The 15,771-nt window shown below is 57.7% G+C and carries 11 protein-coding genes; 6 read left to right on the top strand and 5 right to left on the bottom strand.

The features are described from left to right. Window positions 1-109: 109 nt before the first annotated feature. Window positions 110-1,684, top strand: a complete 1,575-nt coding sequence (locus THISIDRAFT_RS11165) for an AAA family ATPase (protein WP_006786503.1) — start codon at window positions 110-112, stop codon at window positions 1,682-1,684. Between the two features lie 597 nt (window positions 1,685-2,281). On the opposite strand, the gene dksA is transcribed toward THISIDRAFT_RS11165, so the two are convergent. Further along, complete coding sequence (gene dksA, locus THISIDRAFT_RS11160; protein ID WP_006786504.1) at window positions 2,282-2,761, bottom strand: RNA polymerase-binding protein DksA; 480 nt, start codon at window positions 2,759-2,761, stop codon at window positions 2,282-2,284. 150 nt (window positions 2,762-2,911) lie between these two features. On the opposite strand from dksA, the gene THISIDRAFT_RS11155 reads away from it, so the two are divergent. Next, window positions 2,912-4,213: an ISNCY family transposase gene (locus tag THISIDRAFT_RS11155; RefSeq protein ID WP_006786022.1), complete on the top strand. Its 1,302-nt coding sequence runs from the start codon at window positions 2,912-2,914 to the stop codon at window positions 4,211-4,213. A 264-nt stretch (window positions 4,214-4,477) separates the two neighbouring features. Here THISIDRAFT_RS11155 and THISIDRAFT_RS11150 read toward each other — a convergent pair whose 3' ends face one another. The 4 genes from THISIDRAFT_RS11150 to THISIDRAFT_RS11135 form a co-directional block, all read right to left on the bottom strand. Beyond that, window positions 4,478-4,987: a Slp family lipoprotein gene (locus THISIDRAFT_RS11150; protein WP_139063955.1), complete on the bottom strand. Its 510-nt coding sequence runs from the start codon at window positions 4,985-4,987 to the stop codon at window positions 4,478-4,480. A gap of 23 nt (window positions 4,988-5,010) precedes the next feature. After that, a complete protein-coding gene (locus THISIDRAFT_RS11145) occupies window positions 5,011-5,568 on the bottom strand; it encodes a Slp family lipoprotein (RefSeq protein ID WP_040851558.1) in 558 nt (185 codons plus the stop codon). 20 nt (window positions 5,569-5,588) lie between these two features. Beyond that, window positions 5,589-6,455 carry an HDOD domain-containing protein gene (locus THISIDRAFT_RS11140; RefSeq protein ID WP_006786507.1) on the bottom strand — a complete coding sequence of 289 codons (867 nt, stop codon included), beginning with the start codon at window positions 6,453-6,455 and terminating at the stop codon, window positions 5,589-5,591. 64 nt (window positions 6,456-6,519) lie between these two features. Then, window positions 6,520-8,103 (bottom strand): response regulator, encoded by a 1,584-nt coding sequence (locus THISIDRAFT_RS11135; RefSeq protein WP_139063956.1) that lies wholly within the window; start codon window positions 8,101-8,103, stop codon window positions 6,520-6,522. A gap of 338 nt (window positions 8,104-8,441) precedes the next feature. Between THISIDRAFT_RS11135 and thiD the strand changes: the two genes are divergently transcribed. Genes thiD through THISIDRAFT_RS11115 form a run of 4 tightly spaced genes read left to right on the top strand, consistent with a single transcriptional unit; the run spans window position 8,442 to window position 15,694 of the window. Beyond that, window positions 8,442-9,251: a bifunctional hydroxymethylpyrimidine kinase/phosphomethylpyrimidine kinase gene (gene thiD, locus THISIDRAFT_RS11130; RefSeq protein WP_006786509.1), complete on the top strand. Its 810-nt coding sequence runs from the start codon at window positions 8,442-8,444 to the stop codon at window positions 9,249-9,251. Continuing rightward, window positions 9,241-9,879, top strand: a complete 639-nt coding sequence (gene thiE / locus THISIDRAFT_RS11125; protein ID WP_006786510.1) for a thiamine phosphate synthase — start codon at window positions 9,241-9,243, stop codon at window positions 9,877-9,879. The genes thiD and thiE overlap by 11 nt, the downstream gene beginning before the upstream one ends. Window positions 9,880-9,903: 24 nt before the next feature. Continuing rightward, window positions 9,904-11,079, top strand: coding sequence for an ABC transporter substrate-binding protein (locus tag THISIDRAFT_RS11120; RefSeq protein ID WP_006786511.1), 1,176 nt, complete (start codon window positions 9,904-9,906; stop codon window positions 11,077-11,079). 19 nt (window positions 11,080-11,098) lie between these two features. Then, complete coding sequence (locus tag THISIDRAFT_RS11115; RefSeq protein WP_006786512.1) at window positions 11,099-15,694, top strand: PAS domain-containing protein; 4,596 nt, start codon at window positions 11,099-11,101, stop codon at window positions 15,692-15,694. Window positions 15,695-15,771 lie beyond the last annotated feature (77 nt).

Here is a 15,771-nt window from a genome sequence, read left to right as displayed (position 1 = left end):
AGCACCCGATATCCGCAGGATTGATGCTCTATTGATCCAGGATTTGGCGCTCCCGTGGCCATGTTATGCTCAGTGTTTAAGCTATGTAGCCCATGTTGCGAGGTATCCCATGCGCTTTTTCAACACCGAAGGGCCGGTGCGCTCTGAGGATCATTACATCGTGCCGCCGTTATCCCGCTGGGATCTCGATGAAGTGCTCAGCCTGATCGACCAGAAAAAATACTTCCTGCTTCATGCCCCGCGTCAAACCGGTAAAACCTCCTGTCTTTTGGCCTTGATGGAATATTTAAACCGTGAGGGGCATTATCGGGCGGTGTATGCCAATCTGGAAGGTGCGCAGGCCTGGCGTGAGCGCATTGACGAGGCGATGGCGACCATGGTCACGGATATCGCCTCCTCGGCACAGATCTGGACCCAGGATCATGAACGTCCACAGCATGCCCGTGAGATTTTAGCGACCACTGCCCCAGGCTCAGCGCTCAGTACATTTCTCAGTCAGTGGAGCACCATTTCACCCAAACCCTTAGTGCTCTTGCTGGATGAGGTGGACGCCCTGATTGGTGATACCCTGCTGTCCTTGCTGCGCCAGTTACGCGCCGGGTATCCGCAACGCCCCACGGCCTTCCCCCAGACCATCATCTTGTGTGGGGTACGCGATCTGCGCGACTACCGCATCCATGCCAGCTCCGAGAAAGACCCCATCACCGGCGGCAGTGCGTTCAATATCAAAGCGGAATCCCTGCGTCTGGGGGATTTCACCCGCGATGAAACCCTGACGCTGTTGCTCGAACACACCCAAGAAACCGGGCAGATTTTTACCCCCGAGGCCCTGGATCGGATCTGGGAATTAACCCAAGGCCAGCCGTGGCTGGTCAATGCCCTGGCCTATCGGGCCACCTTTAAGATTCGTGCCGGGCGGGATCGCGCACAGCCCATCACCGTGGAACGGATTGAGCAGGCCAAGGAGGCCATGATTGTGGAACGGGTGACCCATTTGGATCAACTGGCGCATAAACTCCAGGAACCCCGGGTACGCCGGGTGATTGAGCCGATGCTGGCGGGTGAATGGATGGAGGATGCCTCGGAAGATGATCGCCAATATCTGGTGGATCTGGGCTTATTGCGTCGTGACGGTGCCGGCGGTCTGGTGGTGGCCAACCCCATCTATCGGGAAGTGCTACCGCGGTCACTGGCCGGTGCCCCTCAGGACACCTTGCCGCGTATTGCGCCGAGTTGGCTGAATCCAGATGAATCCCTCAATCCAGAAAAACTGCTGGCGGCTTTTCTCAGTTTCTGGCGGCAGCACGGCGCGCCTTTGTTAAAAAGCACGCCCTATCATGAAATCGCCCCCCACCTGGTATTGATGGCCTTTTTGCATCGGGTGGTCAATGGCGGTGGGAGTTTGGAGCGCGAATATGCCATTGGCTCAGGGCGGATGGATTTGTGTCTGCGCTATGGGGATGTGACCTTAGGCATTGAGCTTAAAGTCTGGCGCGATACCCGCCCTGATCCTTTGATGGAAGGCTTGGAACAACTGGATGGGTATCTCTCGGGCTTGGGCCTGGACAGCGGCTGGCTGGTGATTTTTGATCGCCGCTCAGATCAGCCCGCCATTGAAACCCGCACCTCCTGTGAAACCCATACCAGCCCGCAGGGGCGGGCTGTGCAGGTGGTGCGGGCTTAATGGATCGTGGCGGCATTGTCCTGATGTCGCCCATAAAACGCCAAGCAACGGCTTGGTAGGACTTTGCTGCGTGTCCATCACCTCCACAGCGCCATCGGCCATTTGTTGGTAGGCTGGGACGCATATCGCTGATGGGGATTGCCATCAGCTCATGTACTGCTCCTAAAAACCTAAACAAAGTTGCTTATGCGATTTTTAGGCACTTCGCTCTCCGTTGATAACACCCTTGCGGGCGAGCAACTGGAGTCCTGGTTGAGCAGTCCCAACCGAATGGCCGGTCAACACCGGCAACATGGGCGGTTTCAGCCGTCGAAACCCAGCTTGCGCCATAAAAGTGGCCTCGGCGTTCATCCTGAACAGAGAACAACTTTGCGATTCGACTTCGACCCCGACCATGGAACGCGAAACCTTCGCGCTTGTAGATAACCTATCTACAGTAGGAAATTTTGATGAAGAATGAAGAAAAAATCAAGAACTGTTTTTTGCTCTTGGGACGAGGCCGTATGCCCGGTGGTATGAGAGGATGGGGGAAGTAACCCCCTCCTGCTCAATTGCTGTGTGCAAAGGCATGCGGCGTTTACCACGTCGTGGTGGCGGTTATGCCATTTGTTTTTCCTTGATTTCCTGCAAAGTTTTGCAGTCAATGCACAACGTGGCGGTGGGGCGGGCCTCCAGGCGGCGGACACCGATTTCGATGCCGCAGGCCTCACAATAGCCATAATCACCGTTTTCAATGCTGGCCATGGCCTCATCAATTTTTTTGATCAATTTGCGCTCGCGGTCGCGGGTGCGCAATTCCAGGCTGAATTCTTCTTCTTGCGTGGCGCGGTCAGCGGGATCGGCGAAATTTGAGGCATCCTCCTTCATATGATCCACGGTGCGGTCAACCTCTTCCATCAGGTTTTGCTTCCACGCCAGCAGAATTTGGCGGAAATGCGCCTGTTGCTCTGGACTCATGTACTCCTCACCTTCACTGGCTTCATACGGTGCAATTTCTTTGGCAGCCGCCGCATCCTGAGAAGGGGTTTCCTTTGCTTTCGCCTTGGGGGAACGTGCTTTACTACCTTTTGCGGCCATGGTGATCTCTCCTCGTGGAAAAGGCGAGTGTTTTTAGCAGAGAATCGACTGGCTGGCAAGCTTTAGGCAGACGATGTTAGCCCAAAGCAGTAATGTCCCCTTCGTCCAATTCTAAAATGTCCCCTTTATATTTAAGCGGGAGGGGCACGCATGACGAAGGAGCACATTACGATGAGTCACAAAGAAATTGACCGACTAGAGATGATTCAGGCGGTGGCGAACAAGCATCTGCGGCAGGCCGAGGCGGCCCAGCGCCTGGGGTTGAGCGTGCGCCAGGTCAAGCGCCTGGTTCGCCGCTATCGTGAGCATGGGGCGACAGGGCTACGCAGTGGCCACCGTGGCCGACGTCCCAATAACGCCATTGCCGAGACAGTACGCCAGGAGGTGCTCGCCTTGGTCAAGACGCACTACACCGACTTTGGCCCCACCCTGGCCTGCGAAAAGCTGGCCGAGCGCCATGGTCATCATCTCTCGGTCGAGACCCTGCGCCAGTGGATGGTGGCCGATGGGCTATGGCAGCCCAAGCAACGCAAGCAAGCCCGCATTCATCAGCGCCGTCCACGCCGCCCCTGCCTGGGGGAGCTCATTCAAATCGACGGCTCGCCCCATGACTGGTTTGAGGTGCGCGGCCCGCGCTGTACCCTGATTGTGTTCATCGACGACGCCACAGGGCGCCTGATGGCCCTGCGCTTCGTGCCCGCCGAGACCACCCAGGCCTACATGGAGACCCTACAGCAATACCTGGATCAGCACGGACGTCCGGTGGCCCTCTACTCAGACAAACACAGCATCTTCCGTGTCAATCATCCTGAGCACGACGGGGAGCTGACCCAGTTTTCCCGCGCCCTCAAGACCCTCGACATCGCCGCCATTCATGCCAACACGCCTCAGGCCAAGGGGCGGGTGGAGCGGGCCAACCAGACCCTGCAAGACCGTTTGGTCAAGGAGCTGCGCCTGCGTGAGATCTCGGACATCGACGCCGCCAACGCCTTCCTCCCCACCTTCATGGCCGACTTCAACGCCCGCTTCGCCGTCGAGCCACAAAGCCCCCAGGATGCCCACCGACCGGTGCTGCACAGCCCCGAGGAGCAGGCCCTCATCCTTTGCCTGCACCATACCCGTAAGCTCTCCAAGAACCTTTGCTTCCAGTTCAAGAACCGGGAATATCAGCTTCAGGGACAGGGCAAGGGCTACCGCCTGCGGGGTGCCACCCTCACCGTCTGCGAGGCCTTCGACGGCACCATCACCCTCCTGCACCAGGGGCACATCATGCCTTACCGTCTGTTGGCTGAGGGCGAACCGCCCACACCGCTGGATGATGAAAAAAGTGTCCACCACAGCGTCGACCAGGCCAAGGCAAAACAGACCGCCAAGCCAACCTACAAACCGGCGCCGGACCACCCTTGGAGAGGTCGGGGCAACATCACTCCGGCACCAGCCCAAACACCATAACCACGCATTCTACGGGGGACACTTCTGCTTTGCACAAAAGGGGACTTTTCTGAATTGGGTTGACAGCTTTAGGCAGACGATGGATTCTCAACTATGGCGATGATTGCCCATAAGTGGGGTTCGAGAAGGATTGATCAAAGGCATTGAACATGAAGGCAAGCATCGCTTCCTGACAGGAGAAACGCCGGTAAAAACGGAGTGTGCGCAGATTATTGAAGAAGCGCTGAGGACATCATTGCCTTGCTACACCCGCCTTGGCATGGGTTAATTGCCCAAGGTGACGCCGATGCCGATGTGCAGGCGTGGGCGGGTGGGCGATGCCTGTGCAGGCCAGAGGTGTAGCTGTTCAATCTGCACGTTGGGATAGTGATAGGTCGCGGCGCCGATGGGGCCGGTGGTGATGTCGATGAGGGTGCCTGTCACGGTCAACAGGCGCCCTGGGGCGTAGTCCATGGCCTCCAGATAGGCAGGCCAGTGGGCCAGGAAGCGGCCTTGGGCAGCTTTGTGGGTCTGGGGACGTTGCTGCTGATCCAGGGGAAAGGCCATTAGCTCAATTTCGCTGCTCTGGTGCAGATTGCGCACTTCGATGATCGCACCGCCCCAGAGGATGCGTTGACCGGCAGGAAATGTGCCGACTTCGATCACGCTGCGCGGTGAGAGGCTAAGATCAATCCCCTCGGTGTCATAACGCGGGCCGGTGGCGCAGCCGCTCAGCCACAGCACGAGGAGTAACGCGATCAGCCCGATGCGAGACATGGTGCTGGTTTTGCTCACGCGCTCCACGGGGCTATACCGGCTCAGTGATATGGCCAGGGGCGATGAAAGGGATGCGGGGCATACCAAGGGTCATAAAACCAGGGATTCCAGTGCAGGGGATATGGGGGGAGTACTTCGCGCTCGGGCCAGAGGTGATGCGCCTGGGCGCGTATCAGGACAAAGGCGTAAGGATGGGTGCCGATGGTTCGGCTGAGGGTGCCTTCGATCTGCCCCACCAGCGTCAGCTCGCGTCCGGGGGCATAAATTGCCGGGTCGAGAAAGCCGGGCAGGATGGCCACAAAGCGGCCTTCCGTGAGATCCGTTTCCTGCGGCCGCGTAGTATTACCCAAGGGACGCGACACCAGTTCCAGTTGGGTTTCGCTGGGCAGATTTTCGATCTGGGCAATGGTGCCACCCCAGCGCACGGGCTGCCCAAGGTGCGCCGCCGGGTCGTTACGCACCTCATGCAGTGTTGGCAAGGGGCCGGGAGGCATCTGCAAGGCGGCGGGAATCGGCCCGGTGGCGCAGGCACTGAGCGTGGCCACCCAGATGATGCACATGCACCACACCAAGGCGGGAGAGGGTATTCGTTCAGGCATGGCATACATACCCATAACGCTTAGAACACTTCACCATCCCGCAGCAGCAGGGATTCTACTTCCACTACCTGCTGCTGGGCTTTTTCGATGATCTCGGGCAAGACCGCTGCCGTCAGCTGGATACGCTCCCAGGCCTGCGGCTGAATCGGCGGTACATCACGTTCATCGCGGGTATCGAGTTCGGCCATGTGGGCAATGCTGTTGGCAATATGCACGATGCTCGCCTCGATTTGAAACTCACCCGCCCCGGCGGGGTTGTGGTGATAGAAGATGCAGGATTGCAGGCTTTGCGGCAGTTGCCAGCGTTGCGCCAGGGCGCCGCCGACTTCGGCATGGTCATAGCCTAAAATTTCCTTTTCCGCCTGGGTGGGCGACATTTCGCCGCGTCGCCGCAGTCCGAGCAAAAACGCCTCGTGTGCGGCTTTGGGTTCGTGTTTGTAGATCAGCAGGCGGCCAATATCGTGTAGCAGACCGCAGATAAACAAAAATTCCCCCTTGCGTGGCAGACCATGTTTTGCCAGCATCCGCGCCGCCAGGCCGCAGTAAATGCTGTGACGCCAGAAGGCCTCCATTGATACCACATCATTGAGCATTTCATGAAAAACCCGCGTAACCTCAGTGGCCAAGACCAAATCACGAATCTGCTTGATGCCAATGACGGTGACCGCCCGCGAGATGGTGTCAATCTCATGGGTCAGCCCATAAAAGGGGCTGTTGGCCAGTTTGAGCAAGCGAATTGTCAGCGCCGGATCCTGGCTGATCAAGTGGCCGATGTCGATCACCGTGGCATTGGGATCATCCACCATCTGATTTAAACGCATCGCAACGGCGGGTAAAGACACCAGACCGGTGGAATGATCCAGTAATTGTTCCAATGTGAGCGCCATTAAGCTATCCCCTTGATCACGATAAAAATATGATATTCAGTCTGCACGCCGTTACCGTAAAAGCCTAGGTTCGCAACCAGCCGCTTAGCAAGAAGAGGATCAGGGCACCCATCGCCACGATAATGCTCAGCAAAATACCTTGCACCAAGCGCTGGCGGCGCCGTTCTGTCTCCCAGCGCTGGATCACTTCCTCAAAGCCGCGTGGATAATGCCGCTGACCGCCCGCCCGCGTGGCAACCGGAACCGGCTCACCCTGGGTATTGAGCATCGTAAAACCTTGCTCTGAGGGGGTGGTCTCTGTGAATCCGGCCTCGCTGTCGGCACTGCGCGGTGACGAGTCTGTGGCCGAGCGGCCTGTTGCCGCAGAAGGTGTACGCGTTTCGCCGCCGGTGTCCGCTGACGGGGCTTCCTGGCTACGCCGCAGGCTTTCCTCAAACTCCAGACGCTGCGAGACGATCTCCTTTTCCATCTCTCGCAGGTGATTGCGCAGGCGGTTCAGTTCCCGACTCAGGCGCTGGTTTTCCTCTTGGGCCTGCTGAAAATTGGCCTCAGCGAGTTCCAGGCGCGAGGCCACTTCGACCATTTCATCCTCGGCCCGCAGTTGAGCCAGCTCAGCAGCTTGCAAGCGCAGCCGGAGGGCTTCACTGTCCGGGGCAGTCCCTGACAGGGTGTCGAGTGCCGCACTTGGGGCAAAGCTGTCGCTGACCGCTTCGCCACGCGCCTGGGCAAGCAACTGCTCGGCCATTTGCGTCCGCTGTTGTGCAGCTTCCAGCGCCTGATGCAGGTCTGCGCGTTCCTGTTCCAGCTGCTTGATCTGTTCACGCTGGGCCTGCAGTTTCGAGGCGGCCTCACCGATGTCGCTTTGCAGGCCCAGCACCCTGGCCTCTTGCTCATTGGCGCGGGCATTTTCTGCCGCCAGGGCGTCCGCTGCCTGAGCATTGGCCTGTTCAAGTTCTTTGATGCGCGTCTGGGCCCGACGTTCATCCGAGGTTTGCTGGCGCAAAAACAGTTCAGTGCGCAGCTGTTCAAGCTCTTGCTGGAGGGTATCACGCTCTTCCCGCAGGCTGTTGAGTTGCGCCCGCGCCTCAGCGAGCTGGTTTTGCAATGACGGGGCGGCGTCGGGATCTACAGGAGGCGCATCAATGGCGGGTGCGGCGGTATTCGGCGCGGGCGGTGGCGAGGGAACAGCAGGTTCAGCATCCGTCGCCTCGACAGGCGGCGTAGTCTGTGCATCACGGCCTTGCAGATACTGGGCCGCTAGGGCCAGGATGCGGGCATCCTCAAAGGGCTTGAGCAGCACATCATCAGCCCCTTGCGCACGCACCTCGGTCAAGGCATCGCCCTCATTTTCCTTGCCGGTGATCACAATCACTGGCAGACCGGCCAGATGGGCCTCCTGACTGGCGCGAATGCGCGCAATCAGGCCATAGCCGTCCAATTTGGGCATGGACAAATCCGTAAACAGGCCTTGAATCTGTGGATGTTGGCACAACATCTCCCAGGCCTGTTCGCCATCAGCGGCCTCCAACACGTTGTAGTGTGATTTAAGGGCTTTTTTGAGCGCCTGGCGCATGACCCGTGAATCATCTACGATCAAAATGCTGGTCTGATGGGTTGCGGTGACCTCAGTCCTTAGATCAGCAGACAATGCCTTATCCCCCTTGATTGATTGCTCGGCTGACAGCACACAGGCGCCAATAGCCCGTACTTCTGGTGTGCAAAACTGTCTTGTCTATTCTTTGGATGCTACACTCTATCATACATACGGACGTTGAGACCGTGGCGGTAAATTTTAACAAAATCCGCACGCAGCGCTTTAATCTCAGAATGGCATACGGTACCGCTTATCTTTCATGTCGCAAAGCACGCTGCAATCGGTCAACCAGGCTTGCCCAGACATGCCGAGGGCGGTTTTCGCTGATCTGGCGGACACCGATGCCACGGGCATGCCGCCAACACAGATATGTTTCCCGGTAATGTTAATCCATGAGTGAACAGCCTATTCCAGTCGTGATGACCATCGCGGGCAGCGACCCGACAGGCGGTGCTGGGGTCCTGGCGGATGCAGAATCCATCTTGAGCATGGGCTGTCATCCGGTGTCAGTGATTACCGCCATCACCGTACAAAACACCTCAGATGTGCTGGAATTCATGCCGGTCAGTGCGGAGCTGATTCTCAAGCAGGCCCGCGCCGTGCTCGATGATATGCCGGTCAAGGGTATCAAGATCGGGATGCTTGGCAGCCTTGAGGCCGTGGCGGCCGTGCATACGTTATTGCAGGAATATCCGCGCATTCCGGTGGTGCTTGACCCCATACTCAAAGCCGGCGGCGGGGGTGCGCTGTCGAGCGAGGCGATTACCCAGGCGCTGCTGGAACAGCTCGTCCCCTTGGCCACGGTGCTCACCCCCAACAGCCTGGAGGCCCGCGCCCTGGCACCCGAGGGCGATAGTCTGGATGCCTGCGCGCTGGCCTTATTGCAGCGTGGCTGTCAGTTTGTCCTGATTACCGGCACCCACGAGGAAACCCTGAAGGTACACAATGTGCTCTACAGCGGTCAGGCGCGCCTGCGTACCTTTACCTGGGACCGCCTTAAGCCCAGCTATCATGGCTCGGGATGTACTCTTTCTGCCAGTATCGCCGCGCTGCTGGCCCAAGACACCGACCCCATTGCCGCGCTGCATGAGGCGCAGGATTTCACCTGGCAAGCCCTGCAATCCGGCTACTGCCCCGGCAAAGGCCAACATCTGCCCAACCGTTTGTTCTGGTCCCTGGATGATGAGGGTGATGATAAATAAAACCCGCCTGTGCGGCTTATATGTGCTGACAGATCAGACACTTATGCCCGCACCGCATTTGCTGTCTGAGGTTGAGGCTGCCTTGCAGGGCGGAGCGCGACTGGTGCAATACCGCGATAAACACAGTGCCGCTTCGGTGCGTTTGACGCAAGCGCAGCAATTACGCGCACTGTGTCAGCGCTTCGGCGCTTTGTTTCTGGTCAATGATGATGTGGCGCTGGCACAAGCCGTGGATGCCGACGGGGTACATCTGGGGCAGTCCGATATGCCATTGCCACAGGCCCGCGCCTTGCTGGGGCCTGATAAGCTCATCGGCATCACCTGTCACGCTTCCCTGGCGCTGGCCTATCAGGCGGTTGCCCAAGGGGCCGATTACCTGGCCTTCGGTGCCTTTTATCCTTCTGTGACCAAACCCCAGGCAGCGTCTGCACCCCTAGCGCTTTTACACCAAGCCAAGCAACAACTCTCACTGCCGCTGTGTGCCATTGGCGGTATCACGGCAGACAATGCCGCCCCCTTGGTCGCCGCCGGGGCAGATTTACTCGCCGTGACCGCCGGGGTATTTGCCAGCGCCGATACGCAACAGGCCGCCGCGCAGCTTGCCCGGCTGTACGCCATCTCCGCTTAACCTCTGCCTGATTTTGCGAGATCTATGTTACGCATTCTTTTGTTGATTATGCTCAGTGTCCTGTCGATCAGTCCCTTGCAGGCTGGCGCACCGATTGTCATCGCCCTCAATGTCGATTTATCCAGCAAAGATGCCGAGGCCGGTGAGGCCATTCGGCGCGGCGCGCTGGTGGCGATTCGTGAACTCAATCGTGCCGGTGGGGTTCTGGGCCGACCGCTGATGCTGGAGATCCATGATCATCGGCGCAATCCCGCACGCGGCGTGGAAAATGTTCGCCAGATTGCTAAAAATGCGCAGGTTATCGCCATTCTTGGCGGCAAACACACCCCGGTGATTCACGCACAACTTGAGCTGATTCACAGCTATGGCATCCCGTATCTGATACCGTGGGCCGCCGGAACGCATCTGGTAGAACACCACCGGCGCCCTAATTTTGTTTTTCGCGTATCCATTCGGGATGAATTTGCCGGGCAATTCTTGATTGATCATGCCCTTGCGCAAGGGTACAAACGCCTCGCGCTGGTACTCGAACAAACCAGCTGGGGGCGCTCTAATGAACTATCTCTCACCCTGGCATTGCGTGATCATGGCCTGGCTCCGGCCTGGGTGGAATGGTTTAACTGGGGGGAGCAGCGTTTTAAGCATACCCTGCAACGCATCCAGCAGGCCGATGTGGATGCTGTGATCTTTGTCGGCAATGCCCCCGATGCGGCGAACTTTATGCTGGCCCTGCAAGACCAGCCACCGCCCCAGCGCCTGCCGGTGATTTCTCACTGGGGCCTGATTGGCGGGGAATTTGAGCAGCGCCTGGCTGCGCAACTGGGTGAATTGGATTTGTGCTTTGTGCAGACTTTTTCCTTTTTTAATCCACCGTTTCCAGCGCGTGCCGAGCAATTTCTGGAGGGTTATAGGGCGCTGTTTCCGCAGACCCGCAGCATCGCCGACATTTACGCCCCCTCAGCCGTCGCGCACAGCTATGATCTGGTGCATCTGCTGGCCAGCGCCATTACCCAGGCTGGGGTGGTGGAGCGCAGTGCCGTACAACAGGCCTTAGAAAAACTCGCGCCACACGAAGGGCTGGTGCGTGATTATCATCCGCCCTTTGCCCCGGAGCGCCATGATGCACTAGATATCAGCGACTTGCAGATGGGGCGTTTCTCCCGCGAGGGTGGGATCATCCCCCTATCCGTCAAAGAATAACCGCCATAAGCAGGGCATCGTGAAGAAATTCCCGCGTTTACAAGAATATCGCCTGCCGACCCAGGTTTTGCTGTGGGTGTTACCGCTGACCTTGTGCAGCCTGGCCATTGTCGGCGGCCTGTTGGCGCATTTTTACCAAAAAGGCATGGAGCAGGAGGTACATGCCCGCATGGATCACCTGCTGGAATACAACCATGACCTGCTGCGCAGTCATCTGTATGCCATCCAGGCGAGAGCGCAAACCCTGGCGGACAATGATCTGGTCATCAATGGCCTGATTGATACCGAAGACCGCTACCGTTATCTGCCGGTGCTGTTTCGTTCGCTGGGGGATATTGCCGGTATGCAGGCCAAAGCCCACTTTGCCCTGCTCGATTTTCAGGGCCGCGAGATCATCAGCAACGGCGAACCTACGGTGCACGATCTACAGTCCTTGCGGCTGAACCATCTACCGGCCTCAGGGCGCACGCTCTGGTATCTAGATGCCAAAGGACTGGTGTTTGCCACCCCGGTATTTATCCATGATTCCCCGGAAGGCGCTTTGATCGTGACCTTGGGATATCAAGCCTGGCAGCAATTTCTCTCGTTTTGGGATCGTCAGCGTTATGCGGTTGCCTTGCTTGATCATGATGGTGAATTGATCGTCGCCAATCAGTTTTGGCATGAACATGCCGCACTGCAGACCTGGCCACCGCCGCAAAGCCACTGGTTGGTGCAGCAAACACCGCTGGATTCGCCGGGCCTTGAGCATCTTGAGATCGCGGTGGCGCTCACCTATCAGCAGGCTTTTCAGGGCGTGGAAACCCTGCGCACCCATTTAAGCGTCATTTTATTGCTCAGTCTGCTGATGGTGATTCTGGCCACCGTCCTGGCGGCCTATCTGACCGCCCGTCCGGTGGCGGTATTTGCGCAGCATTTGCGTGCCTTGGCCAACAAGCCCTCGCTGAGTGCGCGCCTGCCGGAGCGGGGGCCGCGTGAATTAGCCCTGCTGGCCCAGACCTTCAACCAAAGCTTTGCCACCCTGGAAAATGCTTTCACCTCGCGCCAGCGCCTGGATCAGCTCCTGGCCAACAGCCCGGTGGTGATTTATACCACCAAGCCAGACTGTGATGCTTTCACCTTTCTGACCCACAATATTCACGCCGTACTTGGCATCCCGCCTGACCAGGCGCTCGATGATACGCGCTGGTGGCATGAGGCCCTGCACCCGGATGACCGGCAAGCTGTCATAGAAACCAAAAAGCGCTGGCAACAGCACAACCATGAAGGCGTTTGGACTTGCACCTATCGTATTCGCCACACGGCCGGGCATTGGGTCTGGCTGGAAGATCGCTGGCGGGTGTGTTTCGATGAGGCCGGTGAGCTGGTGGAGCTGATCGGCGCCTTTATTGATATCAGCGAACGCAAACAGGCCGAAGAGGAGCTTCAGGCCGAACGCAAGCTATTCTCCAATGGCCCGGTGCTGACCATTGTGTGGTCACCGCAGGCGCACTGGCCGGTGTTGTATGTCTCGGAAAATGTCACGGCCATTCTGGGTTATACCCCCGAGCAAATGAAACATCCTGGGTTTCATTTCCAGGATTTGCTGCATCCCGAAGATGCGGCGCTGATCAAAGCCGAGGTGTCATACAATATCGAACAAGGTATCAGCACCTATGAACAATCCTACCGGCTGCGCACCCAGGAAGGGATTTATAAGTGGTTTTATGATTTCACCATGCTCGAACTCAATGAGCACGGCGAGGTCGTTAAAATCCGTGGCTATATGTTCGATCAGACGCACCTGAAAAACATCGAGCTGCAATTAGAACAACAGCGCCAGCGCCTCGCGCATATTATCGAAGGCACCCATGTGGGTACCTGGGAATGGGATATCCTCAGTGGTCGTACCATCTTCAATGAGCGCTGGGCGCAGATTATCGGCCATACCCTGGATGAGCTGGCACCGATCAGCATCCAGACCTGGCTGGATAAATTGCATCCCGAAGACGCCATCATCAGCAACCAGCGGCTGACCGAACACTTCGCCGGTGATCTGGCGTATTACGAATGCGAGTGCCGCATGCATCATAAAGACGGCTCCTGGGTATGGGTGCTGGATCGCGGCAAGGTCATTGAATGGGCAAACGATGGGCGGCCTTTGCGCATGGCCGGCACCCATCAGGACATCACCGACCGCAAGCAGGCAGAAATCGCCCTGAAAGCCAAGAGTGCCGAGCTTGACCGCTATTTCAACACCAGTCTGGATTTGCTATGCATCGCCAATACCCAAGGCCAGTTTATCCGCCTCAATCCGCAATGGCAGCAGGTGCTCGGCTATACCATGAGCGAGGTGGAAGGGCGCTCCTTTTTTGAGTTTATCCATCCTGATGATATTGCCAGCACCCATCAGGCCGTGAGTATGCTCAAACAGCAAGAGGAGGTGATCGGCTTTGAAAACCGCTATCGTCACAAAGACGGCAGCTATTGCTGGATCGAGTGGCGTTCTATTCCGCAAGGGGAGATGATTTATGCGGTGGCCCGCGATATTACCGCCCGCAAATTCGCCGAGGAAAAGCTCAATGCCTATGCCCACGAACTGGCCTGCACAAATATCGAACTCGATTTGGCCTTGTTGAAAGCGCAACAGGCCAGTCAGGCCAAAAGCGAGTTTCTGGCCAATATGAGCCATGAAATCCGCACACCGATGAACGGAGTGATCGGTATGACCGGGCTGCTCCTGGATACCGAACTCAACGGCGAACAGCGTCATTATGCCAACACCGTCAAGGCCAGTGCCGAGGCCTTGCTGGCGCTGATTAACGACATCTTGGACTTTTCCAAAATAGAAGCGGGGAAACTGGATCTGGAAACCCTGGATTTTGATTTGCGCACCACCCTGGATGATTTTGCCATGATGATGGCCTTCAAGGCCGAGGAGAAGGGACTTGAGTTTATCTGTGCGGCGGATGTGGATGTGCCGGTACTGCTGTGCGGTGATCCCGGGCGCCTGCGCCAGATTCTCACCAATCTGGTCAGCAACGCCATCAAATTCACCCATCAGGGCGAGGTAGCAGTGCGCGTAAGCTGTGTGCATACCGATGCCCAAACCGCTCATCTGCGCTTTAGCGTGCGTGATACCGGCATCGGCATCCCCAAAGATAAAATGGACCGGCTGTTTCAAAGCTTTTCCCAGGTTGATGCCTCGATTACCCGCGAATTTGGCGGCACCGGGCTGGGGCTGGCGATTTCCCGGCAACTGGCCATTCTCATGGGCGGGGAGATTGGCGTTGACAGCGTACAAGGCGAGGGGTCTACCTTCTGGTTTACCGTAAAACTCGGGTGTCAGGAGGGTGATGCACAGGCAGAGTCAACGCTACTGATCGCATCATTGCACGGTGTGCGCGCCCTGATTGTCGATGACAACGCCACCAATCGGGAGATCCTGGAACAGCGCCTCAAGCACTGGCAGATGCGTACCAGCAGCGCCTGTGATGGGCCACAGGCGCTGGCCCTGTTGTATCAGGGGCTGAGCGAACAAGACCCGTATCAGCTGGCGATTCTGGATATGTGTATGCCGGGCATGGATGGTGAAACCCTGGGCCGGGTGATTCGTGCCGATACGCGATTGCAGGAGACCCGTTTGGTAATGATGACCTCGGTCGGGCAGCGCGGTCAGGGCAAACGCCTGGAAGAGATCGGTTTTTCCGGCTATCTGAGCAAGCCGCTGCAACATCTGGAGCTGTTTGATTGTCTATCGCTGGCATTGGCGCGTGAACAGCACGCCCCGCTGATCACCCAGCACCTGACGCACGAGCTGCACAAAAGTCAGGCCGCCGAGTATTTCAAGGACAGCAAGGCGCGCATCCTGCTGGCAGAGGACAATATCATCAACCAGCAAGTCGCCTTGGGTATCCTGCGCAAATTCGGCCTGCGCGCCGATGCGGTGGCCAATGGCATGGAGGCTCTCAGCGCTCTGAGCAGTCTGCCCTATGATCTGGTCCTGATGGATGTACAAATGCCTGAGATGGACGGCCTGCAGGCCACCCAATGGATTCGTGAAAACGAGGCACAGATGGCAGGAGCGGTGGCGCATATTCCCATCATTGCCATGACCGCCCACGCCATGCAAGGCGATCGGGAGCGCTGTCTGCAGGCGGGGATGGATGATTATCTGCAAAAACCGGTCTCACCCGATGCGCTGTTGCAGATACTGCAAAAGTGGTTGCCACGCCACCCGCAGACCGCCCAGGCCGGGGCCAGCGCCGCCGCGCAGGCAGATCCTATTGCCAGTGCGCTCGTCTTTGCCCAGGCCGAACTGCTGGAGCGGCTGATGGATGATCGCGAACTGGCGGCACAGCTGGTCAATGATTTTTTGCAGGATCTCCCGCAACGCATTACCACACTAGCAGAACATCTGGCGCAGGATAATTTGCCGCAGGCCATGCAACTGAGTCACACCATCAAAGGAATGGCTGGTAATATGAGCGCCCATCGTCTGTATACGCTGGCCCTGGCCATCGAACAGGCCTGTCGGCGCCATGACCTGCCGGCAGCGCTGGCTGATTTTGAGGCATTACAGGCCCAGCTCCCGGAGATGTCTGCGCAGATGAAAACAGCGTTTGCGCTGGACTGAGCAAAGTAGCGGCATCTTCCAGATGTCGCGGTGGCCTTAAACGCTAAACCTGACTTACTACCTTATTATTTGCCTTA

It is taken from the genome of Thiorhodospira sibirica ATCC 700588 (assembly GCF_000227725.2).
Taxonomy (GTDB): Bacteria; Pseudomonadota; Gammaproteobacteria; order Ectothiorhodospirales; family Ectothiorhodospiraceae; genus Thiorhodospira; species Thiorhodospira sibirica.
This window is presented reverse-complemented; position numbering and strand designations above follow the sequence as displayed.